Origin of the sequence: Pseudoalteromonas sp. AS84, assembly GCF_038900255.1 — a bacterium.
In the GTDB taxonomy this organism is placed as follows: domain Bacteria; phylum Pseudomonadota; class Gammaproteobacteria; order Enterobacterales; family Alteromonadaceae; genus Pseudoalteromonas.
Genome location: NZ_JBBMQY010000011.1, coordinates 19,921 through 46,206 on the forward strand (window position 1 = coordinate 19,921; position 26,286 = coordinate 46,206).

Annotated in this window: 19 protein-coding genes; 9 read left to right on the forward strand and 10 right to left on the reverse strand. The window is 41.9% G+C overall.

Going from position 1 to position 26,286, the window contains the following annotated elements; translation table 11 throughout:
* Positions 1 to 6: 6 nt before the first annotated feature.
* Together WNY79_RS12445 and WNY79_RS12450 are read right to left on the reverse strand one after the other, a co-directional pair.
* Positions 7 to 969 carry an aldo/keto reductase gene (locus WNY79_RS12445; protein ID WP_342875992.1) on the reverse strand — a complete coding sequence of 321 codons (963 nt, stop codon included), beginning with the start codon at positions 967 to 969 and terminating at the stop codon, positions 7 to 9.
* 215 nt (positions 970 to 1,184) lie between these two features.
* Positions 1,185 to 1,934 carry a GntR family transcriptional regulator gene (locus tag WNY79_RS12450; RefSeq protein WP_342875993.1) on the reverse strand — a complete coding sequence of 250 codons (750 nt, stop codon included), beginning with the start codon at positions 1,932 to 1,934 and terminating at the stop codon, positions 1,185 to 1,187.
* A gap of 180 nt (positions 1,935 to 2,114) precedes the next feature.
* On the opposite strand from WNY79_RS12450, the gene WNY79_RS12455 reads away from it, so the two are divergent.
* From WNY79_RS12455 to WNY79_RS12495, 9 genes are all read left to right on the forward strand, one after another.
* Positions 2,115 to 2,882 carry a sulfite exporter TauE/SafE family protein gene (locus tag WNY79_RS12455; RefSeq protein ID WP_342875994.1) on the forward strand — a complete coding sequence of 256 codons (768 nt, stop codon included), beginning with the start codon at positions 2,115 to 2,117 and terminating at the stop codon, positions 2,880 to 2,882.
* A 107-nt stretch (positions 2,883 to 2,989) separates the two neighbouring features.
* On the forward strand, positions 2,990 to 5,050 hold the full coding sequence (locus WNY79_RS12460) for an alpha-xylosidase (protein ID WP_342875995.1): 2,061 nt from the start codon (positions 2,990 to 2,992) through the stop codon (positions 5,048 to 5,050).
* 101 nt (positions 5,051 to 5,151) lie between these two features.
* Positions 5,152 to 6,891, forward strand: a complete 1,740-nt coding sequence (locus WNY79_RS12465) for a solute:sodium symporter family transporter (RefSeq protein ID WP_197174109.1) — start codon at positions 5,152 to 5,154, stop codon at positions 6,889 to 6,891.
* 208 nt (positions 6,892 to 7,099) lie between these two features.
* A complete protein-coding gene (locus WNY79_RS12470; protein WP_342875996.1) occupies positions 7,100 to 9,535 on the forward strand; it encodes a TonB-dependent receptor in 2,436 nt (811 codons plus the stop codon).
* Positions 9,536 to 9,744: 209 nt separating this feature from the next.
* Positions 9,745 to 11,334: an alkaline phosphatase gene (locus WNY79_RS12475; RefSeq protein ID WP_342875997.1), complete on the forward strand. Its 1,590-nt coding sequence runs from the start codon at positions 9,745 to 9,747 to the stop codon at positions 11,332 to 11,334.
* Positions 11,335 to 11,345: 11 nt separating this feature from the next.
* Positions 11,346 to 13,136 carry an alkaline phosphatase gene (locus WNY79_RS12480; RefSeq protein ID WP_342875998.1) on the forward strand — a complete coding sequence of 597 codons (1,791 nt, stop codon included), beginning with the start codon at positions 11,346 to 11,348 and terminating at the stop codon, positions 13,134 to 13,136.
* 138 nt (positions 13,137 to 13,274) lie between these two features.
* Entirely contained in the window at positions 13,275 to 13,988 is a 714-nt protein-coding gene (locus WNY79_RS12485; RefSeq protein ID WP_342875999.1) for a hypothetical protein, read from the forward strand.
* 333 nt (positions 13,989 to 14,321) lie between these two features.
* The gene (locus WNY79_RS12490) at positions 14,322 to 14,684 is read left to right on the forward strand and encodes a hypothetical protein (protein WP_024594894.1); all 363 of its coding nucleotides are present in this window, start codon (positions 14,322 to 14,324) and stop codon (positions 14,682 to 14,684) included.
* A gap of 4 nt (positions 14,685 to 14,688) precedes the next feature.
* Positions 14,689 to 14,997, forward strand: coding sequence for a hypothetical protein (locus tag WNY79_RS12495; RefSeq protein WP_342876000.1), 309 nt, complete (start codon positions 14,689 to 14,691; stop codon positions 14,995 to 14,997).
* A gap of 83 nt (positions 14,998 to 15,080) precedes the next feature.
* On the opposite strand, the gene WNY79_RS12500 is transcribed toward WNY79_RS12495, so the two are convergent.
* The 8 genes from WNY79_RS12500 to WNY79_RS12535 all read right to left on the reverse strand — a co-directional run bounded on the left by WNY79_RS12500 (position 15,081) and on the right by WNY79_RS12535 (position 26,187).
* The gene (locus WNY79_RS12500) at positions 15,081 to 16,970 is read right to left on the reverse strand and encodes a monovalent cation:proton antiporter-2 (CPA2) family protein (RefSeq protein WP_170072716.1); all 1,890 of its coding nucleotides are present in this window, start codon (positions 16,968 to 16,970) and stop codon (positions 15,081 to 15,083) included.
* 162 nt (positions 16,971 to 17,132) lie between these two features.
* Positions 17,133 to 19,529 carry a PKD domain-containing protein gene (locus WNY79_RS12505; protein WP_342876001.1) on the reverse strand — a complete coding sequence of 799 codons (2,397 nt, stop codon included), beginning with the start codon at positions 19,527 to 19,529 and terminating at the stop codon, positions 17,133 to 17,135.
* Between the two features lie 220 nt (positions 19,530 to 19,749).
* Complete coding sequence (locus WNY79_RS12510; protein WP_342876002.1) at positions 19,750 to 20,643, reverse strand: hypothetical protein; 894 nt, start codon at positions 20,641 to 20,643, stop codon at positions 19,750 to 19,752.
* Positions 20,644 to 20,847: 204 nt separating this feature from the next.
* The gene (locus WNY79_RS12515) at positions 20,848 to 23,379 is read right to left on the reverse strand and encodes a TonB-dependent receptor (protein WP_342876003.1); all 2,532 of its coding nucleotides are present in this window, start codon (positions 23,377 to 23,379) and stop codon (positions 20,848 to 20,850) included.
* A 268-nt stretch (positions 23,380 to 23,647) separates the two neighbouring features.
* Positions 23,648 to 24,493, reverse strand: a complete 846-nt coding sequence (locus WNY79_RS12520) for a DUF4198 domain-containing protein (RefSeq protein ID WP_170072720.1) — start codon at positions 24,491 to 24,493, stop codon at positions 23,648 to 23,650.
* A gap of 34 nt (positions 24,494 to 24,527) precedes the next feature.
* The gene (locus tag WNY79_RS12525) at positions 24,528 to 25,037 is read right to left on the reverse strand and encodes a DUF2271 domain-containing protein (protein ID WP_342876004.1); all 510 of its coding nucleotides are present in this window, start codon (positions 25,035 to 25,037) and stop codon (positions 24,528 to 24,530) included.
* Complete coding sequence (locus tag WNY79_RS12530; RefSeq protein ID WP_342876005.1) at positions 25,037 to 25,669, reverse strand: PepSY-associated TM helix domain-containing protein; 633 nt, start codon at positions 25,667 to 25,669, stop codon at positions 25,037 to 25,039. Before WNY79_RS12530 ends, WNY79_RS12525 begins: the two co-directional genes overlap by 1 nt.
* A 122-nt stretch (positions 25,670 to 25,791) precedes the next feature.
* Positions 25,792 to 26,187: a YbaN family protein gene (locus WNY79_RS12535; RefSeq protein WP_076925536.1), complete on the reverse strand. Its 396-nt coding sequence runs from the start codon at positions 26,185 to 26,187 to the stop codon at positions 25,792 to 25,794.
* Between the last annotated feature and the right edge of the window lie 99 nt (positions 26,188 to 26,286).

Here is a 26,286-nt window from a genome sequence, read left to right on the forward strand (position 1 = left end):
ATGTTCCTAATCGTAAATTGGGTGAAAACGGTTAAAGGCAGCTTCACAAAAGTGCCCAGGGTCGTTAAATCGGCGATTACTGTTAAGCGCAGAAATTTGCGCCATTTCTTGCTCTGTTAATTCAAAATCAAACAGTGCGAGGTTTTCTTTCATGCGTTCAAGTTTTGAAGTTTTTGGAATAATGGCTATGCCGCGCTGCACGCCCCAACGAAGAACTACTTGTGCTGGCGTTTTGCCATGATTGTGTGCAGCCGCTTTAACAACGCTTTGCTCAAGAACTGATTCAGTTTTATCAGCCATTTCTAGCTCAAGGTATGAAAGCGCACCCAGTGGTGAAAACGCAGTAACCGGAATATCGTACTGCTTAGCTAATCTTACTAATCGCTCTTGCGTTAAATAAGGGTGCGACTCAATTTGCAACATAGCGGGTTTGATATTTGCGTAGGTCATTAAATCGTGAAGCAGCGCGCTTGAGTAATTACATACTCCAATGCGTTTAGCTTTGTTGTTATGTACTTGCTCTTCCATTGCTTGCCACGTTAAATATAGCGGCACTTTTGCCAGCTCCATTTGTGGATTTTGCGCGTCTGGGTCAACAAACCACTCTGGTGGATAGCGGGTTTCTATTGGCACAAATGTTTGCGCAATCGGAAAATGAATTAGGTATAAGTCTAGGTAATCTAGCTTTAAATCACTCAGTGTTTTATCAATCGCGAGGCCAACATGCTCTGGTGCATGAAAGGTATTCCACAGTTTTGATGTTACCCATAATTCTTCGCGAGTACATAAACCATCGTTTATTGCTTGGGCTATGCCATCGCCTACTTGTTCTTCGTTACCGTAGTCTGATGCGCAATCAAGATGGCGGTAACCTGCCTTAATGGCTTGGTATACCGTTTGCGCACAATCTTCTTGTGCTACTTTCCATAAACCGAACCCTACTGGAGGGATATTATTTAATGAACTCATTGGGAATTCCTGTTAAAAATGCATAATGACTTAGGTCTTGTATAAGACATAAGTTATTATACGAATCAAACAGTGTCAATACTGTGTTAACAGCAAAGTAGTAAATGGGTGGGTTAAAAAACCTACAGGCAGCAAAAAGGCAGCGTTTGCTGCCTTTAAAAAATATTTAATTATTATGCGCTAAAGTGAGTTTTTAGCACTAAACACGCTTTTAATTAATCAAGTTCAATTTGATAGTGGTAATGATCGCTACGGCATTTGCTTTGGCGGTATTCAATTAGCTTACCTTCGATTGATTCGGTAATTCGTGATACCAACAGCAGTGGGTCGCCAGCTTTAATAGCAAGCATTTTGGCATCATCAGCTGTAGCAAGTACAGCTTTAATACTGTCTTGGGTTTTGTGTACAGTTTGGTTAAATTTGGTTTGATAGTAATGGTACAATGTATGCGGAATATCACTACTTTGATGTATATCAGGAAAGTAGCTTTGCGGTAGGTATATAGTTTCGCTCATGCAAAATTCGTTATCAAGAATACGTCTACGAACAAGCTTGGTAACTTTGTCTTTTTTATTGAGTTGTAACGCATCTGTTACTTCAATTGGCGCTGCACAAAGCTCAACCGATAGCAGTTCAGCCTTTGGCAAATCAGCGCCTTTACCGTCGGCTTGTAACGGAAAAAACCTAAATAAGGCATCTTGCGCGGTATGCTCTGATACAAACGTACCAACGCCTTGGCGACGAGTCACTATTTTATTGTCGGTTAATAAATTAAGTGCTTTACGAACCGTACCTTGGCTTACGTTAAATTCTTCAGCAAGGCGAAATTCGCTTGGTAGTGCTTCGCCAGGTACCCAGCGTCTTTCAACAATGAGCTGTTTAATATAATCAGCCACTTGTAAGTAAAGCGGTTGAAAAGCCAAGCTTGGGCCACTTAATTTGTGATCAAACATAGAATTACTCATTATTATTTACCATTAAATTTAATCCACCTGTAGTTATATCATAGGTGAAACCTTTTACGCATATTTGCGCTAGCTCAATTAAACGTGAACTACCGCTGTAATGTTTTATAGGCGCAAAATATACATTATGCCTAAAAACAAATCGTTACACTACAATAGCTCACCCTTAGGAAATTAAAAGTGCTCAGTATTTCTTTTGAACTCATTTTGCTTATGGCGTTGTGCCTAAGCCTTGCCACTGTAATGCAAACTCTTAGCGGGTTTGGCTTTGGGTTGCTGGTGGTTGCAAGCTTTACGTTGCTTGATGTATTGCCACTTACGGCAACTACATTTTTAGTGAGTTTGCTAGGGTTAGTTAATTCAACAACCGTGGTCGTTAAAAACCGCAGTTCGGTAAAAGTACCCGAGCTAAAACTTATGTTGTATACCGGTATACCGTTAATGCTGATAGGTTTTGTGCTGCTTGAGTTTATGTCGTCGCATTTAACGCACTATTTAAACTTTATTTTAGGTGTAAGTATTCTGCTGTGCTGCGCTTTAATGCTGATTGGCCGCGATCCTGCTAATAAACAAAGCCGCCCTCGTTCGTTTTTAATAGCTGGAGGGGTGAGTGGATTACTTGGTGGGTTGTTTTCAACCTCAGGGCCGCCGCTTGTGTTTCAGTGTTATAAGCAAAATTGGTCTATTGAAGCTATTCGCAGTACGTTATTAGCGGTATTTACTATTGGCGGGCTAGTACGTGTAGGTATCGCCTTATTTGGTACTTTGCCGGGGCTCGACATTATGTTTTTAATTGCAGCGGCTATTCCCTTAGTGTTGTTAGTTACGCATTTTGCTCGTAAATTAACGCCTTACGTTGACGCTAAATGGATACGCATTATAGCTATTACGTTACTAGGACTGAGCGGCGTATCGCTGGTGGCTACATCGGCACCTGGCATTTTTTAAAAATTGCGATGTAAATAATTCATCTTGAGTTTATTTACGTTGACATGGGGATTACAATTATTTAACTTGTGTCTTATACAAGACTAATAATTGGTTAAGGAACTCCCATGAATGCATTTGAATTACGTGAGCCAGACTGGAACGCAATAGAACCAGCACGCTTAACCGCACAGCCAAAGTTACAAGGTAATGTGTTGGTTTTGCCCACTCAGTTTGGTGATATTAGCGTAACGATAAGCCAGTTTGGTTTACGTTTAAATGCAGGCACCACGCATGACGAGCAGTTTAAAATATTAACCACAACCCCATCAGAATACCCCCTCACACTTAGCAAAAACAATAATGATTACAGTGTAAGTGGTGGCGAATATCGCCTAGAGTTTTACTGCGACCCTTTTCATTTCAAACTTTATAAAAACGATGAGCTAGTGCAGCAATCAGCAACCGATGGCCACTTTGTACGCCAGCATCGTTTACCGCCACTGGCTAAAACTGATAACGGCTGGATATTAAGCTTAGAGCTTAACTACGATGAGGCCGTGTATGGTCTTGGCGAAAAATGGGGCAAGCTTGATAAACGCGGCCAACTTATTCGTTCATACAACCACGATGCGCTAGGCGTTAACGCCGAAAAGTCTTATAAAAACACACCGTATGCATGGAGCCCAGAAGGCTGGAACTTATTTGTACATACACCTGCGCCGGTAACTCATGGCGTAGGTTACGCACTGTGGTCGCAACGCGCATATGTATGTTTAGTTGAAGATGACGCGCTAGATGTATTTTTATATCAAGAACAAACACCTGCCCAAAGCATTAACCGTTACTGTGAGCTAACAGGTTTTGCACCGGTGCCACCGCAGTGGAGCTTTGGTGTTATTTTATCAAAAGCGTATTACAAAGATGCTGACGAATTACTTAGTGTTGCCCGCGAAGCGCGTGCTAAAAATATGCCGTGCGACGTAATTACTCTTGATGGCCGCGCATGGCAAGACACCGACACCCGCTTTGCATTTGAATGGGATCCAACACGCTACGCCGACCCAAAACCAGTGCTTGATGAACTAAAAGCGATGGATTTTAAAATTTGCGTATGGGAATACCCGATGATCTCGGTAAATAACCCATTATTTGCTAAAGCGGCCGAAAATGGCTGGCTTATAAAAGATAAACGCACCGGTAAAGCGTATCAATACGAGTGGGATTTAAGCCCATTTGGCGAAGTACTTACACCACTACCAGAGTCGGGTATTTTAGATTTTACGCACCCTGATGCTTATGAATATTGGCTCGAATCGCATAAGCCATTGTTTGAGCTGGGCGTAGATATGATAAAAGCAGACTTTGGCGAACAGCTAGAAGACGAAAACATGGTATCGCACAGTGGCGACAGCGGCATAAGATTACACAACGTTTACAGCATGTTGTATAACCGCTGCGTTTACGAAGCAGCCGAAAAATACTGTAAAACAGGGCCATTTTTGTTTAGCCGTTCAGCATGGACTGGCAGCCAACGTTTTCCTGCACAGTGGGGCGGCGACCCACAGGCCGATTGGCAGGGTTTAGCGGCAAGCATTCGTGGCAGTTTAGCGTGGGGCATGTCGGGCGGGCCATTTTTTGCAACCGACATTGGTGGTTTTTACAAAGACACCCGCGACGCAGAACTTTACGTGCGCTGGGCACAAGCCTCGGTATTTAGCGCACATATGCGCTTACATGGTATTGGTCCTCGCGAACCTTGGTCTTACACAGAGCAAGCAAGTGATGCGGTATTTGCAGCACTTAAATTGCGCTACCAACTTATTCCTTATTTAGAGCAAAGTGCCATACAAGCACAGCAAACTGGCTTACCAATTCAGCGTGCAATGGTTTTAGCATTTCCTGATGATGTGCTAGCGCATAGTTTTGATCAGCAATTTATGTGCGGTGAAAAATTGTTAGTAGTGCCGTGTGTCGTACCAAACGGTAAAGTGAAGTTTTATTTACCACAAGGCAACTGGATTCGCTTTCCTGATAAACAATCTTACGAAGGTGGTAAGTACTACGAGCACACACTCGCACTTGAAGAAATGGCAGTATTTGTACGCGAAGGCGACAGCCTAATGCTTGGCCCAGAGGTTCAACACACAGAACAAGACATGAGCCAATTAACAGCATGGCCTAAATAAATCTCGGCTTAATAAAAACACACACTACACACATACAACACACAATAATAAAGATATTAGCTTACTTTTTACCGAGTAAAGTAAGCTAAAAGGGGCGCAAGATGGAAGGTATGAACATTACCATGACACTGCTATCGTGCTTGGCGTTTATGGCGCTGGTGGGATATATCTCGTACCAAAAAACCAAAGGGGAAGTTAACACCCAAGATGGCTACTTTTTAGCGGGTCGTGGGTTAACGGGTACGTTTATAGCAGGGTCGATGATCCTCACAAATTTATCAGCAGAGCAACTAATTGGCCTCAATGGATCAGCCTATGGTTACAACCTAAGCTCAATGGCTTGGGAAGTAACCGCAGGAGTATCAACCATCATTATGGCGTTGATCTTTTTGCCTCGTTATTTAGCGGGTGCGTTTTCTACCTTGCCTGAATTTTTACGAGATCGTTTTGACGATACCGTACGCCGCATGACGGTGATCTTATTTATGGTAGGGTATTGTTTTATAACGATCCCTTCGGTTTTGTACTCAGGATCAATAGCCGTACTTAGGCTATTTGATGTTCCTACCTTATTAAATATGAGTTACGAAGCAAGCCTGATTGTGACCATTATTACAGTGGGCTCAGTTGGCGCTATATACGCTGTTTTTGGCGGTTTAAAGGCGGTTGCGGTATCAGATACCATTAACGGTGTTGGGTTATTAATTATTGGTATTCTAGTGCCCACACTAGGTTTGATAGCACTAGGCGACGGTAGTTTTTCAGAAGGGTTAAGCACCCTTGTAAACACCGATACAGAAAAACTCAACGCTATTGGTAGCGAGGATGATCCCGTCCCATTTGGCACTATTTTTACAGGTATGATCCTCGCTAATTTGTTTTATTGGGGTACTAATCAGTACGTGATCCAGCGTACGCTGGGCGCTAAAAACTTAGTAGAAGGGCAAAAAGGCGTGTTGTTTTCAGGGTACTTTAAAGTGTTAGTACCGTTTATGATGATGATCCCAGGCGTTATTGCTTACCATCTTTATAAACACGAAAGCCTACCCACTATCGATTTAGCTTACCCACATTTAGTGAAAGAAGTGCTTCCACAGTATTTATCTGGGTTCTTTTTGGCCGTATTGCTAGGTGCTGTATTTAGCTCATTTAATTCACTGCTCAATAGCGCGGCAACCTTATTTTGCTTAGACGTTTATAAGCCAATGAAAAAAAATAAGGTAACAGACAGCCAACTTATAAAAGTAGCCAAAATTACTAGTATTGTTATTGCCATATTGTCGTTTATAACTGCGCCATTATTGATGTTTGCGCCTGAAGGTTTATGGCACATAATTCGTGTGTTTACAGGCTTTTACAACATTCCGGTCATCACAATTGTATTGGTAGGTTTGTTTACTCGAAAAGTGCCTGCACTGGGCGCTAAAGTCGCGATTATATTCCATATTATTGCCTACACCTTGCTTAAATTTGTATGGGATGTAGACATAAACTTTATTCATATTTACGCCATTTTGTTCTTAATTGAATTGGCGATAATGCTGGGTATTGGTTACTACAAACCACTTAAAACACCATGGCAATTTACACGCAAAGCTGAGGTAGACCTTAACCCTTGGAAATACGCATTACCTTGCGCAATTGTATTAGTAAGCTTGATTGTTAGCTTATATATATTATTTTCGCCACTCGGATTGGTTGGTGGAACCAGTGTGTACTTTGTACCAAGTTTAGCTGCTGTATGGTCTACAGCCTTAGTGCTTAGCTGGTGGAGTGTACGTCGTTGGCAGGTTAGTTACGAAAATAGCTTAGCGCGTATTGGTGCTAAAAACGCCGCATAACCTGCGGCTATATTCTGTATACCAAACTTAAATCACATTTAATTCACATAATGTTTGCATTAGTAAGATAGTTTGTTTAAATTTAAAGCTCTTATATAAGATATAAGAGCTTTAAGGAAAGTACCACACACTGACACCGCTTTATTAGCAACACACACAATTGCTAGCGCGGTACCACACAGCACACACGCACAATATGGAGAATGACATGAGAGCTAAAAAGTCCGTCTTAAGCTTGGCAGTCACGTTAGCAATGACAACCGGTTTAGCGCTTAGCGCGCAGGTACATGCGCAGCAAGAGCAAACCGAACAAGAACAACAAAAAACAGAAACAGCTAAAAACGATACGTTTGAAAAAATAGTCGTTACTTCACAAAAAAGAACGCAAAGTTTAAACGAAGTACCTGTTGCGGTATCGGTACTTAATAGCGATCAAATTAATTCAGCTTTTGCTAATAACATGGAAGGCTTACAGTCACTTGTCCCTTCAGTTAGCTTTAGAAAAGGCACCACAACCCGTAACTCAGCGCTAACAGTGCGCGGTATTGGTACTATTTCATTTAGTATTGCTGCCGAGCCAAGTGTAGCAACTGTTGTTGATGGCGTGGTGCTTGGCCGCTCGGGTCAAGCATTTGCCGATTTATACGACGTAGACCGCATTGAAGTATTACGCGGGCCACAAGGTACATTGTTTGGTAAAAACGCCTCAGCAGGTGTGGTAAACATAACAACAAAAGATCCCTCGTACGACACAACAGGCAGCGTAGAAACCTCGTTTTATCAAGATAACGAATACCGTTTTAAAGGCGTTATAAGCGGCGGTTTAACCGACGACCTAGCGGCAAGCCTAACGGTATTTAAAGGTAAATTTGACGGTTACATTGATAACGTTTACAACAACGAAAAAGTAAACGGTTACGACCGTGAAGGTGCACGTGCTGTATTTAAATACGAGCCAGAGGATGACTTAAGCGTAAAATTTATTGCTGAATTTTATAACGCTGACGATGATTGTTGTGCCGACTTAGAAGCACTACCAAGTGGCCGTAATCCAGATTCAAAATCAGTACCAAATAGTAACGGTATTGTTGATGGCGTAGCCGATATTGATTTAGACCAACGCAGCGTTGATCACGATTACGAGTCGCGGACAATTGACGAACATAGCGCGTTTTCGGTACAGGTTGATAAAACAATTGGCGACTATACATATACTTCAATTACTGCACAGCGTTCGTGGGATAACACAGAGTACCGTGAAGGCGACTTTACCTCTATTGCTGGCGACAGCAGCGAGCCGGTATTTGACGCGCCGTTTCAATTACACGATTTAGGTGCACAGCAATGGGATCAGTTTTCGCAAGAATTTAGAGTTACATCAAACCTAGCTGGGCCATTTAACTATGTTGCTGGCTTATTTTATTGGAACATGGATTCACAACGTAACTTTACTCGCGATGCTAGTTGTCAAAATAATGGTGGCCAACTTGATAGCGCAATGGCTTTTTACGCGCAAAATAACTTATCGGGCGCTGAGCTTGATACAGCGCTTGCTGATTTAGAAGGTTACACACAAGGCCTAGGCGTTAGCTGTAATGCAAACGATATTGTATCGGCCACTGCTTTTATGAGCACAGAATTTAATAACTGGGCCGCTTTTGCCGATGGTACTTACGATTTATCTGAAGATTTACGCGTATTATTTGGTATTCGTTACACCGACGATGAAGTGTCGTACACGCATCGCCGTGTAAGTAATGATGTGTATGGCCGCACCGGTGTAGGCGTGCGCCCAGCAACACTTAATACAGATGATGAAGGCAAAGCCGAAGAAACCAACGTATCGGGTCGTTTAGGTATGCAATACGATTTAGGCGATGGCCAAATGATATACGGCACTTACTCGCAAGGTTACAAAGGCCCTGGTTTTAATATTTATTATAACTTTAACCCAGACACCGACAGCCGCGAAATAGCACCTGAAGAGTCTGACGCTTATGAAATAGGCTACAAATACGCAAGCCGCGAATTTGTATTTAACATGGCGCTTTTCAGAACTGAAATTGAAGGCTTTCAAGCTAACAACTTTGACTGTTCAGACGGCACTTGTATTACGCGCTTAACCAATGCGGGTGATGTAAGTACGCAAGGTGTTGAAGTTGACTTTATGTGGGCTGCAACAGAGTCGCTAACGCTTACCGGTGGTGTTGCTTACATTAAAGCTGAAATTGACGAGTTTAATTGTCCGGCAGAGGTAGCCGCAGGTTCATGTACTGACCGTTCAGGTTTAGATGTACCATTTTCGCCAGATTTAAAATACTCACTAACGGCTGACTACTTTATTGAAACCGACCATGGCTTTAACGTACATATAAATGGCTCTTATATTTACACCGACGAGCAATACTCAGACCTACCAGACAACGTAGGCGAATTTAACCCAGCCGCTTTGTTACCAGATTACGGTATTTTAAATGCAAGTGTGGGTTTATCGTTTAAAGATGACGCGTTTAGAGTGTCGCTTATTGCTAAAAACTTAACCGACGAAAGCTACGTAACTACCTACAGTGGCGATAACTTCCGTTACCAAATACCACGTGATGCTGAGCGCTACTTTGGAGTATCGTTTAAAGCACGTTTTTAATATTTAAATAATTCTCTTAATAATTTCCCTACAAGCGCAACGTTTTACACGTTGCGCTTTTTTTGTGACTTATCTTTGTAATAGTTTAGTCATTTTACTTTCATCAAAATTACCTTTATCAGTCACATCTGTTTTCTATAGTGCAGCGGTTGATCTTTTTTGTGTTTACACATTTCAAAAAAATAACCACTAAACAATGGGAATTACGGATGAAAATTAAAAAAGTCGCTGCGGCAATCGCGCTAACGTTAACGTTTAGCGCAGTGAGCCATGCTGATGTACTACCGCAAAGCCAAACAGACAGCAGCTGGTATAGCGCTGCGCAAACTAAACTAACAATAAAAACAGCACAAGCGCAGGCTACACAAGCCACTAAAGCTAAAAACGTCATTTTATTTGTGGGCGATGGCATGGGTATTTCTACTCTTACCGCCGCGCGTATTTTAAAAGGTCAACGAGCAGGCGAATTAGGCGAGGAAGGTTATTTAAGTTTTGAAGAATTCCCATACTCTGCACAAGTTAAAACGTATAACGTAGATGCTCAAACGCCCGATTCAGCAGGCACGATGACGGCTATTATTTCGGGTGTAAAAACCGATGTGGGCGTTATTGGTGTAGATGAAGATATTGAACGCGGCGTGTGTTCAACAGTAGCAGGTAATGAGCTAATTACCGCGACTGAATTGGCTGAAATTAAAGGGCTATCTACCGGTATTATTTCTACAGCACGTATTACTCATGCAACTCCTGCTGCAACGTATGCTAAATCGGCTGACCGTAACTGGGAAGACGTATCAGATATGCCAGAAGATGCCGTAACGGGTGGCTGTGAAGACATTGCATCGCAACTGGTTAACTTTGAAAAAAACCTAGAAGCACGATTTGTAGGTACCGACGTAGACGGTCTGGATTTTGTAATGGGTGGCGGTCGTCGTCACTTTTTACCAAAAGACGAAACAGCTAACTCAACAGATGCTGTAAGCGCTATAGAAGGCGACCGTACTGACGAGCGCAACTTAGTAACTGAGTGGCAAACACAATACCCAGATGCTACGTACGTGATGGATCAAACAGGCTTTGATGCAATAGCAGACGACGCCACTAAAGTATTTGGTTTATTTAACGAATCCCACATGCAATACGAAGCTGACCGCGCAAACGATGTAGCGGGCGAGCCTTCGCTTACCGATATGACTACTAAAGCAATTGAAGTGCTTGGTAAAAACGATAACGGATTTTTCTTAACGGTTGAGTCGGGTCGAATTGACCACGCGCACCATGCGGGTAATGCATACAACGCGCTTAACGACACCATTGAGTTTGCTAAAGCCGTGCAAGCAGCGGTAGATAACACTAATCCTGAAGAAACCCTTATTTTAGTAACCGCCGATCACAGCCATGTATTTACTATTGCAGGCTACCCTAAGCGTGGCAATCCAATTTTGGGTCAAGTAGTTGCAGTAGGCGAAACTACACCAAGCCTAGCTGCCGACGATATGCCGTACACCACAGTAGGTTACGCAAATGGTTTAGGTTTTAGAAACTTGGGCAGTGAGACTGATGCGGATGCAAGTTACACAAGTGCTGCTGTTGCAGGGCGTGTTGAGCTAAATGGCGTTGATACAACAACCCCAGGTTTTCACCAAGAAGCAACTGTACCAATGGGCTCAGAAACACACGCGGGTGAAGATATTTCACTGCATGCAAAAGGTCCAGGTGCTCAGCTAGCACAAGGCGTAATTGAACAAAACGTAGTGTTTCATCTAATTAATCAAGCTCTTGAACTAACTCAGCAATAATGGCGGCTAACATGAACAAATTAACGGTACTTTCTTTGGCAGTAATGGTCGCGCTAGCAGGTTGCTCGAGTGACGATAACAAAAATGAAAATAATATTATCGCAGTAGATAACGCTATTGCAGTGGGCTCTGAGCAGTGCATTAATGGCGGTGTAGAGACTCAAGTAGGCGCAGATACCAATAATAACGACGTGCTAGACAGCGACGAAGTTAACTCAACTAATTTAGTGTGTAATGCACCTGCAACGTCGCTCACAAACGAGCAATTAGCCTCGCTTACTAGTAATGCATGGTTTAGTGAAGCACAAACAAAATTAGGTGCTGCACAAACAGCCAGTAGCAACATTGTTACTGAATCAGGCAAAGCTAAAAACGTTATTTTATTTGTGGGCGATGGTATGGGTATTTCTACCATAACCGCAGCACGTATTTTAGCGGGTCAGTTAGAAGGCGAAATGGGTGAAGAGCACCAGTTAAGCTTTGAAACGATGCCTTTTTCGGGCTTTGTAAAAACATACAACGTAGATGCGCAAACGCCAGATTCGGCAGGCACTATGACCGCAATGGCATCGGGTGTTAAAACCGACGCGGGCGTTTTAGGTATTGATGAAGCGGTTGAACGCGGTAATTGTGCATCAGGCAAAGGGCACGAACTAGTTACCTCATTAGAGCTTGCTGAAATTGCAGGTAAAGCAACAGGGATTATTTCTACAGCGCGTATTACTCACGCAACCCCAGCTGCAACGTATGCTAAATCGGCAGAGCGTAACTGGGAAGATATCTCCGATATGCCAGAAAGTGCCGCAACGTGTGAAGACATAGCATCGCAACTGGTTAACTTTGAAGCCAACCTAGAAGCACGCTTTAGTGGTGTTGATGTAGACGGTATTGACGTAGTAATGGGCGGCGGTCGTCGTCACTTTTTACCAAAAGATGCTGCGTTTAACTCAGCCGATGCAGTAAGTGCTGTTGAAGGGGATAGAACCGATAACCGCGACTTAACTGCAGAGTGGAAAACGCAATATCCAAATGGTACTTACGTAATGGATCAAACCGGTTTTGATGCAATAAGTGACGACGCCACTAAAGTGTTTGGCTTATTTAATGAGTCCCACATGCAGTACGAAGCTGACCGCGCAAACGATGTTGCAGGCGAGCCTTCGCTTTCACAAATGACCGAAAAAGCAATAAACGTGCTTGATAACAACGAGCAAGGTTTTTTCTTAACGGTTGAGTCGGGTCGAATTGACCACGCGCATCATGCGGGTAACGCTTATAACGCGTTAAACGACACTATTGAGCTTGCTAAAGCCGTTAAAGTGGCGATGGAAAACACCAACCCAGAAGAAACATTAATAGTTGTAACAGCCGATCACAGCCATGTATTTACCATTGCCGGTTACCCTAAACGCGGTAACCCAATTTTAGGTAAAGTGGTTGCCGTGGGCGAAACTGAGCCAAGCCTCGCCGCCGACGATATGCCTTATACAACTGTTGGCTACACTAATGGTTTAGGTTATAGAGATTTAGGCGATGAAACCAATGCCGATGCATCTTACTTAGCCGCACCGGTAACAGGGCGTGTTGATTTAAGCGATGTTGATACAACAACACCGGGTTTTCACCAAGAGTCGTTAGTACCACTTGGCTCAGAAACACATGCCGGTGAAGATGTTGGCGTTTATGCAATGGGCCCAGGTGCACACTTGGTAACAGGCACAAACGAGCAAAGCTTTTTATTCCATGTAATGGACTTTGCAGCTGACTTTGTAAAAACAGCAGACGAAAAACTAGCGCAATAAATACCGGCTAGTTATAAATTTAGTTAAATATATCTAAATAAAAAACCCTGCATACTGTGCGGGGTTTTGTCATTAAACTGACATTTATAATCGTTATGTTATTGCCATAAACTTGAAATATAAATAAGAGATAGCTAAATGAAAAAAGCGTTATTAATAATTGCCACGCTTGTAAGTACAAGTAGCTTTGCCTCGCAATGTGATATTGATGCCAAGTATTTAAAAGCGGATTATAAAATTACCAACAGCCATAAAGCGCAGCAAAGTAGCGAGTCACTTACCCTTTGGCGAAACAACCAGCAAGTAGCGCATCAAAGTGAAGTAATAACCGAGCTTTGGCAGCACTTAGCTAATAATCAAATACGACCAATACGTTACTTTAATGCCCAGCAACGCGGTATTGAGTACCAACCATCTGAGGTACGCGGCGTACAAAATTGGAGTGCTAAAAACCAGCTGGTGGATAACCACCTAATCGAAAAAATGACCCTAGTAAGCACACAAGGCACAGGCTGCGATGAAGTAAAAAACTATACACTGAGCGAAAATGGCAACGACTTTAACCTCGCCTTTTTTACGCATTCAAAATTAGTTAAAACATTTACTATTAGTAATAAAAAAAACAAAACAACTACATTGCTAAGCCTTAATAATGTAAACACTGAGATGCCATTAATTACCGCTCAATTTGCACAGTGGGATCGTTTTCAAACCACCGATTACGCCGACATTGGCGATAACGAAGGCGACCCGTTTTTAGCTAAAATGATAAACCTTGGTTTTATTGAGCACAGCGCAACAGGTTTTTATAATCAGCAGGGCGAGGCTATTCAAGGCGGACATCATCACTAGGTTTTAGCGTTTTTAAATGTAGTAGCTCATAGCTGAAAATGGCAGGTGGTTATGAGCTACAAGTAGATTAATTTAAGCCATTCCTGCCCAAGTAATACTGCAAACACTTTCCCATTTTATAAAACACACCATCAGCTATATAATATTTATAGTTGGTATTAACTTACACTATTTGATACTAATAAAAGTCCATTGAAATGCTTTCTAAAGTGAAATGATAGAATACTTAAATTCATTCATCAGTTTTTTATACAGAGGCAGTAAAGCCTCTTTGAGTAATTTACCATGAAAACATTTAGTCAGAAGACACGAAAAAACATACAGGCTTGTTGTATGGCTCCATTTGTAGTTTTTCCTGCACTATTAGTGGCATTTCTAATTTTATATAGTTATTCGCTTGCTACTGGTTACGTTGTCTCTACAACAGGCTTTGAAACTTGGATTATAATGGCTTTTGTTGGGTGGCTTTTAGCTGCATTTTTAACTCTTTTTTATGGTTTGCCGATAGCTTTGTTGCTTCAACATTTTAATAAATTCAAACTTCGTTTTTTACTCCCTTTAAGTTTAGTACCCACTTTCATAGTATTGTTAGCCACTAAATCAGAGCATGGGGTGTTATTAATCTATGTTTATAGTTCAGCTATTGTGGCTGTGGCCTACTGGTTTATATTCACAAGGAAAAAGTGTGGAGAATAAAATAATGAAAAAAGTGAATGTGCCGGTAGATTGGGTCGAAAATTCAAATCCCGTTCAGCCTGGTTTATATTTTGTTGCGTCTAGTTATAAAACTGGGTTCGGTTCTTACGATTACCTTAACTGGGATGGTGAAAAGTGGCTTAAAGCTGACTCAATAAAGGTTGTTGGTTGGGTTTCCCTTGGATATTTTTTAGGTTTAATAGATGCTGGTTGGCCTATGAGTGATGAGCGAGATAAAAAGCTTGAAGAGTTGAGCAATAAAAATAAAGAAAAATTCAAAGGAGACGAAGGTGGATTCGTTGAAGTTGAGTAACATACAAAGTTAATTATTTAGAAGTTTTGCCTCTAAACGAGGCAAAACCATTATCTCTAATAACTCAAACCCGACTACCTAAATTACTCAAGATGAGCATCATCAGGCTTTTTGGGTCTATCAGCTAGCTCTGTTAGGCCGTCTTCGCAATCGCCGCTGTCGCAGGTATTTAAATCGCTTTGTGCTTGTTTATCTTGTTGCAGAACTTGTTTTAAATCTTCCATGCGTTGGCGCACGGCTACGCCGTAGCTAGCGTCGTCTCCCCATAACGCAGCAAGTTGCAGTACTGCAGCGCGGTCGTGGTCTCTAAATAGTTTACCAGCACGTTCTGCATCTTGCTTAGTGTTACCTAGTAACTCCAGAGCTTCTACGGCAAGGTTAATGGCCGAGTCGACTGTTTCTCGGTTAAACGCATCTACTTTTAAATTAAGTAACTGATACGCATGGCGGCGGTCGATTGCGCGAGCAACTATTTTAAGCTGCGGGTAGTTTTTATGCGCGAGCTTAATTATCTCAATGGTTTTATCGGGGTTATCAATTGCAATTACCAGCATTTGCGCGGTGTGCGCGCCTGCGGCTTCAAGGAGTTCTTGGCGTGCGGCATCGCCATAAAATACGGTATTGCCAAAACGGCGTAGTAATTCTATTTGGCTAGGGCTGTGATCAAGTACGGTTATTTCGTAGCCTTGCGCGTGCAGTAAACGCCCCATAATTTGGCCAAAACGTCCGTAGCCCGCAATAATTACGTGCTTAGCGGTGCTAATTTGCTCTGGCTTATCAAACTCAGGCAGAGCACTGCTGCTGCGTTTTTGTATTTGCTCATAAACCATAAGTAATAACGGCGCTATTAGCATTGATACCGCCACAACTAAGGTAACAAGGCTGGTTTGCTCGGGCGTTAAAATACTTAAGGTGGTGGTTACGCTTAACAGTACAAAGGCAAACTCACCCCCTTGGGCAAGCGCTAAGGCAAATAATAATTGCTGTTTACTGTTAATTTTAAAGGTAACGGCAAGGGCAAATAAAATGCAGGCTTTAACCACAATGAGTAAAACCACTAAGCCTATAACAGTACTAAACTCGTTAAATAGCAGTTCAAAGTTAATTGATGCGCCAACAGTTATAAAAAACAATCCTAAAAGTAAGCCTTTAAAAGGCTCTATATCGGCTTCTAATTCGTGTCTAAACTCACTCTCGGCAAGTACAACGCCGGCTAAAAAAGTCCCCAAAGCAGGCGATAAACCAATACTTTGCATAACCAGTGCAATAGCGACCACTAAAAACAGTGCAAAAATAGTAAATATTTCGCGCATGTGCGTTTGGGCAATGTATCTAAATAACGGCGCCGATACATATTTACCGCCGGCAATAATAGCGGCAATAACCGCAACCGATACACATACTTGTTGCCATACAGGCCAGCTCGCAATAATCGAATCGCTGATTTCTTTTGTGCTAGTTTGCGGGGCAAATGCGAGCAGTGGCAATAGGGCTAAAATAGGAATAATGGCGATGTCTTGAAACAGCAATACCGAAAACGCGTTTTGTCCGGCTTCTTGCTTTAGCCAGCCTTTTTCTTCAAGGCTTTGCAGTACAATAGCGGTAGAGGAGAGCGCCAACATTAAACCAATGGCGAGTGCGGTTTGCCAATGCATAGCAAAAAACCAATAACAAAACGCAAAAATAGCCGCAGCCGATAGCACAACCTGTAAGCCGCCAAGCCCTAAAATAGAGTGGCGCAATGTCCATAAACGCGAAGGTTGTAGCTCAAGGCCCACTAAAAAAAGCATCATTACTACGCCAAATTCAGCGAAGTGCATTACATCTGTTTGATCGCCCACAACACCCAGCGCATAAGGGCCAATGAGTATGCCGGCAATTAAATAACCTAACACTGAGCCCAGTCCGACTCGTTTTGCAATAGGGACAGCTACAATGGCTGCTGCTAAGTAAATTAAAGCAATTTCTAACACGCGTTTATCCTAATAACATCAAGGCTTTTAGAATGGCTTAGCTGCTTATAAAATACAATGGATTATATGGCTCAAAGTTGCTTATTTATCAGTAGTTATAACACTAATGGTTATAACTACTGGGCTAAGAATAGCACTTTATGTTGAAGGGCTTGTTGGAGACTAAATATTACAAACACTTATAATTGCTGAGCTTGGTTGGCCTGAATCAGAATGGTAAATAGTAATGTTTGAGCTGATTGTATTTTCAACGTTTGTTTCAATTACTGTTACTTCAAACTCGGCAGATGCAGGTAGGTCGATATCTAATTCGCTATCGAGGTAAGTACTTCCGCTTTTTTGCAAAGTAAGTGGTTTGGTTTGATCAAAGCTAAATTGAAAGCTATCTGACGCTAAAAGTGTATCTACCATGTTAAAGCGTAAGTTAACGGTGTCGGGGCCTGAAAACTCAGCACATACAAATACCGAAACCTCAACAGCTTGTAAAACGGGCATGCTATTTTGGCCTATATCCACAGTAAAGTTGCTTTGCGTAATTGCTACAGAGTTATATACCCCTGTTGCGAGTCTTTCGTCTGCGGTGGTAATCGTTATTTTTTCACCTTGCGCTAAATTAACCTCTTCATCAAAAAAGCCGTTTGTGTTGGTGCTGTACTGCTGTCCATTAATTGTTAGCTGTGCATTGCTTATAGCCGCTTTTTGCACATTAGTGAGTTGTCCTTTAATACGACCGGTAAGTAGGGCAGAGTTAGTTACTGTAATTGAGAATTGCACACTTTTTGAAAATCCATCAGCATCAGTTGCTACAACGGTTAGCGTGTAAATACCTGTCATATCGGCGATAAATTCGGTAATACTTTGGTTTGTATTGCTTAAACTGGTGCTCGAGCCTGAAGGCGCTGATAGTGTCCAGGCGTAATCGAGAGTGGTTCCCTCAGGGTCGTAACTTTGGCTTACATCAAATTTAACTGCATTGCCCACTACATCGTAGCGTGATTGCTCCCCTGTGAAGCTAATTACTGGCAATGCGTTTTGTATTACATCAATTGTTAGGGTTTTTGTGTCAGAGTACTGCACGCCATCGTTAGTGCGTAACGAAATAACCACTTGCCCCTCTACTGATGCGCTAAACGTTGGTTTTGGTATTGTATTACTGCTAAGCGTTGCTTGGCCTTGCGACGAAATGATTTCCCATTGGTAGCTTAGTGGTTGGCCTTCTGGATCGTAACTAGGTGAGGCATCAAGTAAAACTTGTTCATCAATCGTTATAGAGGTTTCATAAGTTACCAAAGTGATAGGTTTTTTATTGCTACTGGCATGCAGTACTGAGGTTGCTTGGTTTGAGCTTAATTGCCCATCAGACACTGTAAGCACTACAACGTAGTCGCCTTCTTTATCGGCAACAATAGAAGGTGTTGTTGATGTGCTGTTAGTCAGTTGTGATGCACTATTTACAGGCTTAGCTTGTAACTGCCAGTTATAGCTCAGCGTATCTCCGTCGGGGTCGCTACATTGTTGGCACTGCAAAGTGGTTGATTCGTTTAACGTAATATCACGTTCGGACTCAAGTGTTGCAACGGGGGCTTTATTACTTGTGGTAACAGTTAAAGTAACTGATGCGGTATCGCTTTCGTTTTGTTGATCGGTAACAGTGAGTGAAAGCGTGTAATCTCCAGCTGTTGACGCTGAAAACCCAGCGGTATGATTTTGCATGTTTGAAAGAGCCGGCGTGCTGCCCTCGGGTTTTGATGTAATTGCCCAGGCATAACTAAGCGTATCGTTTTTATCGGGATCAGTACTTTGGTTACCATAAAGCGTAACAACTTCATTTGGGGCAATTGTATTATTTTCTACGTTTATAACCGCTTGTGGCGATGAGTTAGAATTAAGCGATTCACTTTTTATGAGTACGACAGTGCTTGCTGTATCACCTTGTGAATCAGTAACGGTAAGCTCAACTTTAAAATCGCCTATTTCGTCGGCAACAAACTGGCTTTTAACTTGAGTCGCATTTTCAAGCGTTGTATTACTTGCTACGGGCTTGGTAATAAATTGCCATTTGTATTGATTAATGGCGCCGCTGGTTGTGCTACTTTGCGCGGCATTTAAAAGCACAACATCACCTTGCTTAACGGTTTGTGTGCTACCTGCGTTAGCTATTAGTTGGGTATTTGCAGTAACGGTGAATTGTTTTTGTGCCGGTGTGCTGGAAAGCTTACCGTCACTCACGGTTAATACTAATTGGTATTCTTGTGCTTCAGATACTGAAAACTCAACGGTACTTTCGTTATTAACCGTAATCGGTATTTCTACTTGTTCGTTTTTGCTGGTTAATTGCCATTGATAGGTGAGTGCATCGCCATCGGGGTCGCTACTTTGTGCTGCCCTAAAAACGAGGGTGGTATTTACTTTAAACCCCGATTGTTCGGTGGTAATAACCGCAATAGGTTTTGTGTTAGTGCTGACCGGTTTAGTTACTGTTTTAGAGTCTGATCCTCCAGAGCCACATGCTACGAGGGTGAATAAAGCAGTAATTAAAATTAATAACTTCCATTTCATAATATCAATATCCTTTTAAAAAGTTGAATATTAATATGTACCCAAATTAGCTATTAAGCAAAAAAATAAATCAAATAAGTACTTTTGTATTATTTGGGGGAATAGTTAACGCGAAACAGTGCTACTTTTGAATCATTTATTCATTGAGAGGAGTGTTTTATGCCCTGATTGATAGGGCATAAAGTACATTAAAGGGCAGTTGAATAACGGTTAAATAGAGTTAGTCAGCTACTTTTACTGAACCGCTAATATTATCGATACTTACATCGCCCGAGCCCGACTCAGTAATAGTCAGCCCCTTTGCATGGTTAACGCGAATATTACCCGAACCGTCTTCAATTGTTACGTTTGAGCCAATATGCTCAATAAGCAGGTCGCCAGAGTTATCATCAACATTAACTGCACCGCTTATATGGCTTATTACTATATCACCCGATCCATCTTCAACGTTTAGTGAACCGCTTATGTTGCTCACGTGCATTTCACCAGAACCATCGTCAATAGTTGCATTGCCGCTTACGTTGTTAATATGAATACTGCCAGAGCCGTCGGTTAGCTCTAAATTACCCGCGATGTTTTCAAAGTTTACTTCACCTGATCCATCGTCAACAGTTAGGTTTTTAGCACCGCTTATCGTTAAATCTCCTGAGCCGTCTTTTACATCAATATTGCTTTGCATAGCATTTATTAAAATGTCGCCTGAGCCATCATCGATATCTAAATTTAGATTACTTGGCACAGTAACAACTAAATCAATATGTGGAGATTGACCATTGTAAAAGCTAATACCATTACGGCTTTTATTTTGGGAAACAAGCTTTGCCTGTTTACCGTCTTGCTCGAGCGTTAGCTCGTACTCATCTTCAATATCGGCTGTGTAAATGGTGGCATCAACACTAATGCTGGTGGCTGTTTTTGAGCCTTTTATTTCAAGGCTACCCGCACCGCTTAATACGTTTAAATATTCAAGATTATTGCTTGGCAGTGATAGCTGTTGAGTTTGCTTTACTGAGGCAACGCTTGGCGATATATGAAATACACAGCCACTTAATAATAAAATGCCGCCAATAAGCGAAAGTGGTTTTGCAATGCTTAATTGTGTTGATGAGCTCATGTTTAGTCCTTTGTATTTTTGTTTGTATTTATATAAACAATATAGAGCAAAAATGAGGCCGAAATGTAAGCTGTTGTTTTATATGGGGTGGTGGTTTTTTATGAAAGTTGAAATACTAATAAGTGGTTAAAATAACTAATTATTAATATAAAAGGATGCGCGATGCATCCTTTTATAATTGCTCTGCTTTTATTAGGGAACTAATTAAAAGCTGTAAGTAATATTACCGTATAAGAAACGTCCGTCTAATCCGTAAGGCGCATACGGTGTGTACGGGAATATTTGGCCAAAGTCAGAGTAACCAATGTTATCCACGGTGGCTTGTGGGTACTGATCGAACAAGTTGTTTGCACCAACGGCAAACTTCCAATATTCGTCTGGACGGTATGCCACTTCTAGGTCGGTGATCCACTTAGGGTCTAGGTATTCATCGCGGTCAGCTGTAGTTGAAATATCAGCGACTTCACCATAACGTGTGGCACGCAGGGTAGTTTGCCATTCGTTAAAGTTCCACACTGCTGATAGGTTCCATTTGCTATCTGGCGTGCCTTCTTCAAAGCGACCTACTTCACGACGTGCAAACACTACGTAGTCGTCACCTAGTGAGTTTAGCTGTGCTGGGTTGTCGTTTACGTGCGTTACTTCGGTGTCGTTAAAGTTAGCTGCTACGTTTAGGCGTAAATCACCTAAGTTGTCTAAATCTAGGTTATAAGTGGCAACTATATCTACACCTTGCGTGCGTGAGTCGATAGCGTTGGTAAAGTAACGTACGCTTTCGGTATTTAGCTCACCTGCATTTTGTAGTATTTCTACTACGGCATCGCCCTCTAAGTTTTCAGACAATACAATACGGTCATCAATATCAATACGGTATGCATCAACCGTTAAGCTAAAGCTGCCTTGCGTGTACATAAAGCCCGCTGTAACGTTTACTGACTCTTCAGCATCTAACGGCTGAGCACCAAGTGCTTGCGCTGCGGCTGAATCGGTCGGGAATAAACCCACTTCAAATGGTTGGTTGTTTTCAAGTACTGTTGATATTTGGCGGTACGAGCTTTGCGCTAAAGATGGTGCACGGAAACCTGTGCTAATTGCTCCGCGCAGTGATAGGTTTTCAGTAATGCTGAAACGCGAGGCAAGTTTAGAGGTAAACGTGTCACCAAAGTCGCTGTAATCTTCATAACGACCCGCTAAAACTACGTTCCATTTTTCTGTTAAGTAGGTATCAAACTCAACAAATAAAGCGATGTTATGACGGCTTTCGTCAGTCGCACTTTCTGGTCCAAAGCCAGCAAGTACTTGCGCGCCACCGGCTGCAATTGGGTTACCGTCGCTATCAAGGGCAGTGATGTAAGACGCTTCTTCGCCTTCTTCAATTTTGTAGCTTTCGTTGCGGTATTCAGTACCTACGGTAAAAAATACGTCATCAGGTAAACCTAAATCAAGTGTGGTATTGGCCGTTGCGTTTACTAAAAACTGATCGTAAACCAGTGCACCGTTGTCAAATTCGGTTGGGCTGTCGGCACCTAGTGATGTGTTTATACTATTTACAACACCGAAGCCAAAGTCGTTACGGCCGTAGTTGGTACTTACATCCCATGTCCAGTCGTTTGTTTCGCCTTGTAAGCCCAATGCAAATGAGTAATCTTGTACGTCAGTTTCAATTTGTGGCAAAAAGCCATCTGGGTACACTTCTAAAACGTTACGGCTGTCTTTTGCACGGCGGTAAAAACCACCAGAATTGCCTTCACGCTTTGAGTAGCTACCAAATGAATAAAGGTTTAAGCCGTTATCTAAATCGTAACCCATGTTGTAAAACAACGCGTAATCTTCAAGCTCCGCTTTACCAAAACGATGGTTGTAACGATCGATAGTAAATTCGCGTGGGTCTAGGCTGCCATCATCAAGGCGGCTGTATTGTTCGCGTGGGTCAAAGCCAGAGCGCTGCGTTGAGTCGTTATCACGGTACTCAATTGATACGTTTACAAAGCCGTTATCAGATAACGCAAAACCAGAGTTTGCGCTAACAGTGCGTGTTGCACCGTCGTTTACTTCTCTGTCGCCACCGGTATTAAAGGCTAAGTCGCCGTTTGCATCTGCATAGGTACTTTCTAGCTGAGATACACCAGCCATTTGAGTATCGTATTTACCGTACGTTACACTTACGCTACCGCCTTCTGAGGCATCTTTAAGTACAATGTTAATTACCCCAGCAATTGCATCAGAACCGTACTGTGCGGCTGCGCCGTCACGTAGCACTTCAACACGTTTAATTGCAGAGGTTGGAATCATGTTCAAATCAACAGCTGTAGAGCCTCGACCAACAACACCCGCTAAGTTTAATAGTGCACCTGCATGGCGGCGCTTACCGTTTATAAGTACTAATGTGTGATCGGGTGCTAAACCACGTAAAACTGCTGGTTTTGCATGGTCAGTACCATCGCCCATAGTGGCGCTTGGGTAGTTAAAGCTAGGTACTTGGTTTGCTAGTATTTGGCTTATTTCTAGCTGACCCGTACTTTGCATATCACCGCTGGTAATAATGTCTACGGGTACCGTACTTTCGGCAATACTTCGTAAGCTTCTGCGAGTACCGGTAACCGAAATTACTTCGATATTCTTTTCTGCTTGATTATCTTGCTCTGCGGCAACAGCCATAGAGTAAGGTGTGCTAAGTGCAGTGGTAACGGCCAAGCTAAGTGCTAGTTTATTTGCAGATAAACGCTTAAAAGTCATTAATTGTTCCCCAAGAGCTGCTAGTCGAAAAGGAGCGCATCATATAGAAGCGACTACCCTAGTGCAAAGATAAAAACTATCTAAGATATTCTAAGTTGTTAACATATAAGGTCACTGTTTACGCGCGATATAGGCGTTTGGATCGTTGTAGTTGCAATCTTGTGTCGAATGGTTGCGAATTCAAGGGGATTTTAGATAAAAGTTAGTAAGACGTAAAAAGGCCAAGCAAATGCTTGGCCTTTCAATTTTTTAAATTTAATAATTCAAATTATTCAGGTGCAACTTCAAGTGTAGTAAATAATGCATAACGTCCTGCATCTACGCCTTCTTCATTTACTGTAACTTTGTTAGAGGTTTCTATTAGGTATAGGCCTGGTTCTTTCCATGTAATTGTAAACATACCTTCTTTATCGGTCGTTACTTTTACTTCGCCACGGTTGTTACGGTAGCGTGTGTCGCCTTTTAAAATGCTTACTTCAATGCCTTCACCAGCAGATTTACCATCTTGTAGTAATTGAAAACGTGCTTGCTCACCTACAAATAAATCGTTTGGATGCGTTGGGCCACTAAGCTCTAAGCCTAAACCTAACTGTGCTGGCTTTGTGGTGCCATTTCGGCTTACAAATGTATCTACTGTTGAAACAACCTTTGTTGTAGTTACATCTTTAGCGTTACTAGGTAACTTAGCGTCTGTTTTTTTACCAAATACACGCTTACGCTTACCTTCTTCATTTTTGTAGAAGGTCATGTACATTGGCTTTTGGGTCATTGCAATGTGGTAAGTTCCTTGCTCTGTTAAGCTTACCGCAGCTGAGCTTTTACGTTTTAAGTAATAAGCACGGATCGTTTCAGATACTGGCTCACCATTAGGCGCAAGTGCCATTAATAACGTATCGTCGTACTCTGCGCCTTTTTCTTTAGGTTTAAAGGCTTTGTCTGGTGCAAAAATTTCGTTTGAAATACTGGCGTCAATCATTACGTAATGCGCTTTATCGCCTGATAAAGATGTATGCGAAGGTAGTAACCAACGTCCGTGTGCACTTGCTGAAGTTGACACTAAAGCAGATAAGCTCAATGCGCCGATTAATGCCGTTTTTAATAAATTAATTTTCATTGTATTTCCTTAAATTCAAATGATTAAGTAGCAGCTACTTAGTGCTTACAGTGACGAAGCTTTTAGAAAACTCGTTTTTACCATCAATTGTCAGCTTGCCTGATTTAGTTAAATCGAGCTCAACGCGGGTGTAATCTCTGCCGCCTTCTTCGCGTACAACTTCAATATTTAGTAAGTATTTACCTGGTTTTACTGGGTTACCGTCTAAATCATTACCTTGCCAATTTATAGTGTAAGTACCCGCGCGCTTAGTGGCGCCACTTATGCCGTCAAAGTTAATATCGGTTTTGCCTGCTTTACGCCACCACTGGCGTAAGTCTTTAAACCATTCTGCTTTTTGCACCCAAAGTGCAAGCGTTGTAACGTGTTTGCGCTCTGGTGTTTCAAGCCAAACTGCAACATATGGGCGGTGATACGGTTGTACGTCTAAGTCGGGAAGCGTTAATTCAACCTCTAACTGTGGTGTTTGCGCATGCGCTGATGTTTGAAAAAACGCAGCGATGAGCAGTAATGCGGCGCTTATAAATAATTTAAATTTAACCATTAAGACACTCCTTTTATTTGTGGAACCCAACATAAATAAATAACCAGTGGAGTTGCTACTCCTAGTACAGTTATCCATATTCCTGCTAAGCGTTTTTTTCTATTTTGAAATAAAATAATCATGCCGGTAATGGCAAATAAAATCATCAGTACGGCAGATATATCAATTACCCAGCTCCATACTTCGCCGCTATGGCGACCTTTATGTAAGTCGCCAATAAGGCTTAAAAATCCACCTGTTTGGTAATCAAGATTTAGCTCGCCAGTTGTAAAATCAAGCTCTGCGTAGGCAAACCCAGCAGGTAGCGGGTAGTCGAGCATGACAAGCGCATCTTCTTTTTCCCATTCAATGCTTTTTACTTTAGTAAGTGCATATTGCTCAGCTAAGTAAGCTTCTATTTCTGGGTAAATTGTTGGCAGCGTATCTAGTTGTGCATTTGCTTTATCAACAAGAGCCGCTGGGATCATTGCCGTTACTTGACCATTATTTTTATCGTTTTTAAGCCAATCAATATGGTTGAGCACAATGCCGCTAACACAAAATAAAATAAGCAAAAAAAACAAAGCTGTAGAAATATAAATGTGTAGAGCACGGCTTGTACTATACAAAGCCCGCTTGTTAATAAACGCCATAAGTCATTTGATATTATAAAATTTACAACATGATAATGATTTGCATTAGCTATTACAAATTTACTTACTTATCTTTACATAAAAACTTTAAAACAAAGGTGTATGCAGGTAAAAATGAACATTTAATGCTTAGGAGGGCAGGAAGGTCTTAAAATAAGATAAATCATTACCGATACTTCTACTACTGCAACGAGGCAAATAACCCAAATAGGGGCGGCTGAGTACAGTAAAAATATAAATCCAATTAACATGCCAATGGCGGCGTAGCATTTGGCTTTTACAGGCACTACTTTATGGGCTTGCCACTGCTTTAGAGTTACACCGTAACGAGGGTGGTTTAACAGCCATTGTTCAAGCGCGGGTGATGAGCGAGTAAAGCAGGTGAGCGCTAAAATAAAAAATATAGTGGTAGGCATGACCGGTAACACAATGCCAATAATACCCAAGGCTACAAGTATTAAGCCAAGCGCTTTAAACCATAAGTTTTTATAACAAATAAACACCGCTTTTATATTCACTTAGGCTCTTTTTAGGCGTGTTATGGTATCTCTAATTGTAGGCTAAATAGCTATTAATTCGAAGCTTAAAATCAATAAAAAAGGGCAAACTTAGTTTGC

Excerpts from the sequence above, each read along its gene's own strand:
- WNY79_RS12520 (WP_170072720.1), bottom strand. The coding sequence starts at position 24,493 with ATGAAAATTAATTTATTAAAAACGGCATTAATCGGCGCATTGAGCTTA.
- WNY79_RS12470 (WP_342875996.1), top strand. The coding sequence starts at position 7,100 with ATGAGAGCTAAAAAGTCCGTCTTAAGCTTGGCAGTCACGTTAGCAATG.
- WNY79_RS12510 (WP_342876002.1), bottom strand. The coding sequence starts at position 20,643 with ATGAGCTCATCAACACAATTAAGCATTGCAAAACCACTTTCGCTTATT.
- WNY79_RS12525 (WP_342876004.1), bottom strand. The coding sequence starts at position 25,037 with ATGGTTAAATTTAAATTATTTATAAGCGCCGCATTACTGCTCATCGCT.
- WNY79_RS12445 (WP_342875992.1), bottom strand. The coding sequence starts at position 969 with ATGAGTTCATTAAATAATATCCCTCCAGTAGGGTTCGGTTTATGGAAA.
- WNY79_RS12490 (WP_024594894.1), top strand. The coding sequence starts at position 14,322 with ATGGCTCCATTTGTAGTTTTTCCTGCACTATTAGTGGCATTTCTAATT.
- WNY79_RS12515 (WP_342876003.1), bottom strand. The coding sequence starts at position 23,379 with ATGACTTTTAAGCGTTTATCTGCAAATAAACTAGCACTTAGCTTGGCC.
- WNY79_RS12505 (WP_342876001.1), bottom strand. The coding sequence starts at position 19,529 with ATGAAATGGAAGTTATTAATTTTAATTACTGCTTTATTCACCCTCGTA.
- WNY79_RS12475 (WP_342875997.1), top strand. The coding sequence starts at position 9,745 with ATGAAAATTAAAAAAGTCGCTGCGGCAATCGCGCTAACGTTAACGTTT.
- WNY79_RS12495 (WP_342876000.1), top strand. The coding sequence starts at position 14,689 with ATGAAAAAAGTGAATGTGCCGGTAGATTGGGTCGAAAATTCAAATCCC.
- WNY79_RS12460 (WP_342875995.1), top strand. The coding sequence starts at position 2,990 with ATGAATGCATTTGAATTACGTGAGCCAGACTGGAACGCAATAGAACCA.
- WNY79_RS12480 (WP_342875998.1), top strand. The coding sequence starts at position 11,346 with ATGAACAAATTAACGGTACTTTCTTTGGCAGTAATGGTCGCGCTAGCA.
- WNY79_RS12530 (WP_342876005.1), bottom strand. The coding sequence starts at position 25,669 with ATGGCGTTTATTAACAAGCGGGCTTTGTATAGTACAAGCCGTGCTCTA.
- WNY79_RS12485 (WP_342875999.1), top strand. The coding sequence starts at position 13,275 with ATGAAAAAAGCGTTATTAATAATTGCCACGCTTGTAAGTACAAGTAGC.
- WNY79_RS12450 (WP_342875993.1), bottom strand. The coding sequence starts at position 1,934 with ATGAGTAATTCTATGTTTGATCACAAATTAAGTGGCCCAAGCTTGGCT.
- WNY79_RS12465 (WP_197174109.1), top strand. The coding sequence starts at position 5,152 with ATGGAAGGTATGAACATTACCATGACACTGCTATCGTGCTTGGCGTTT.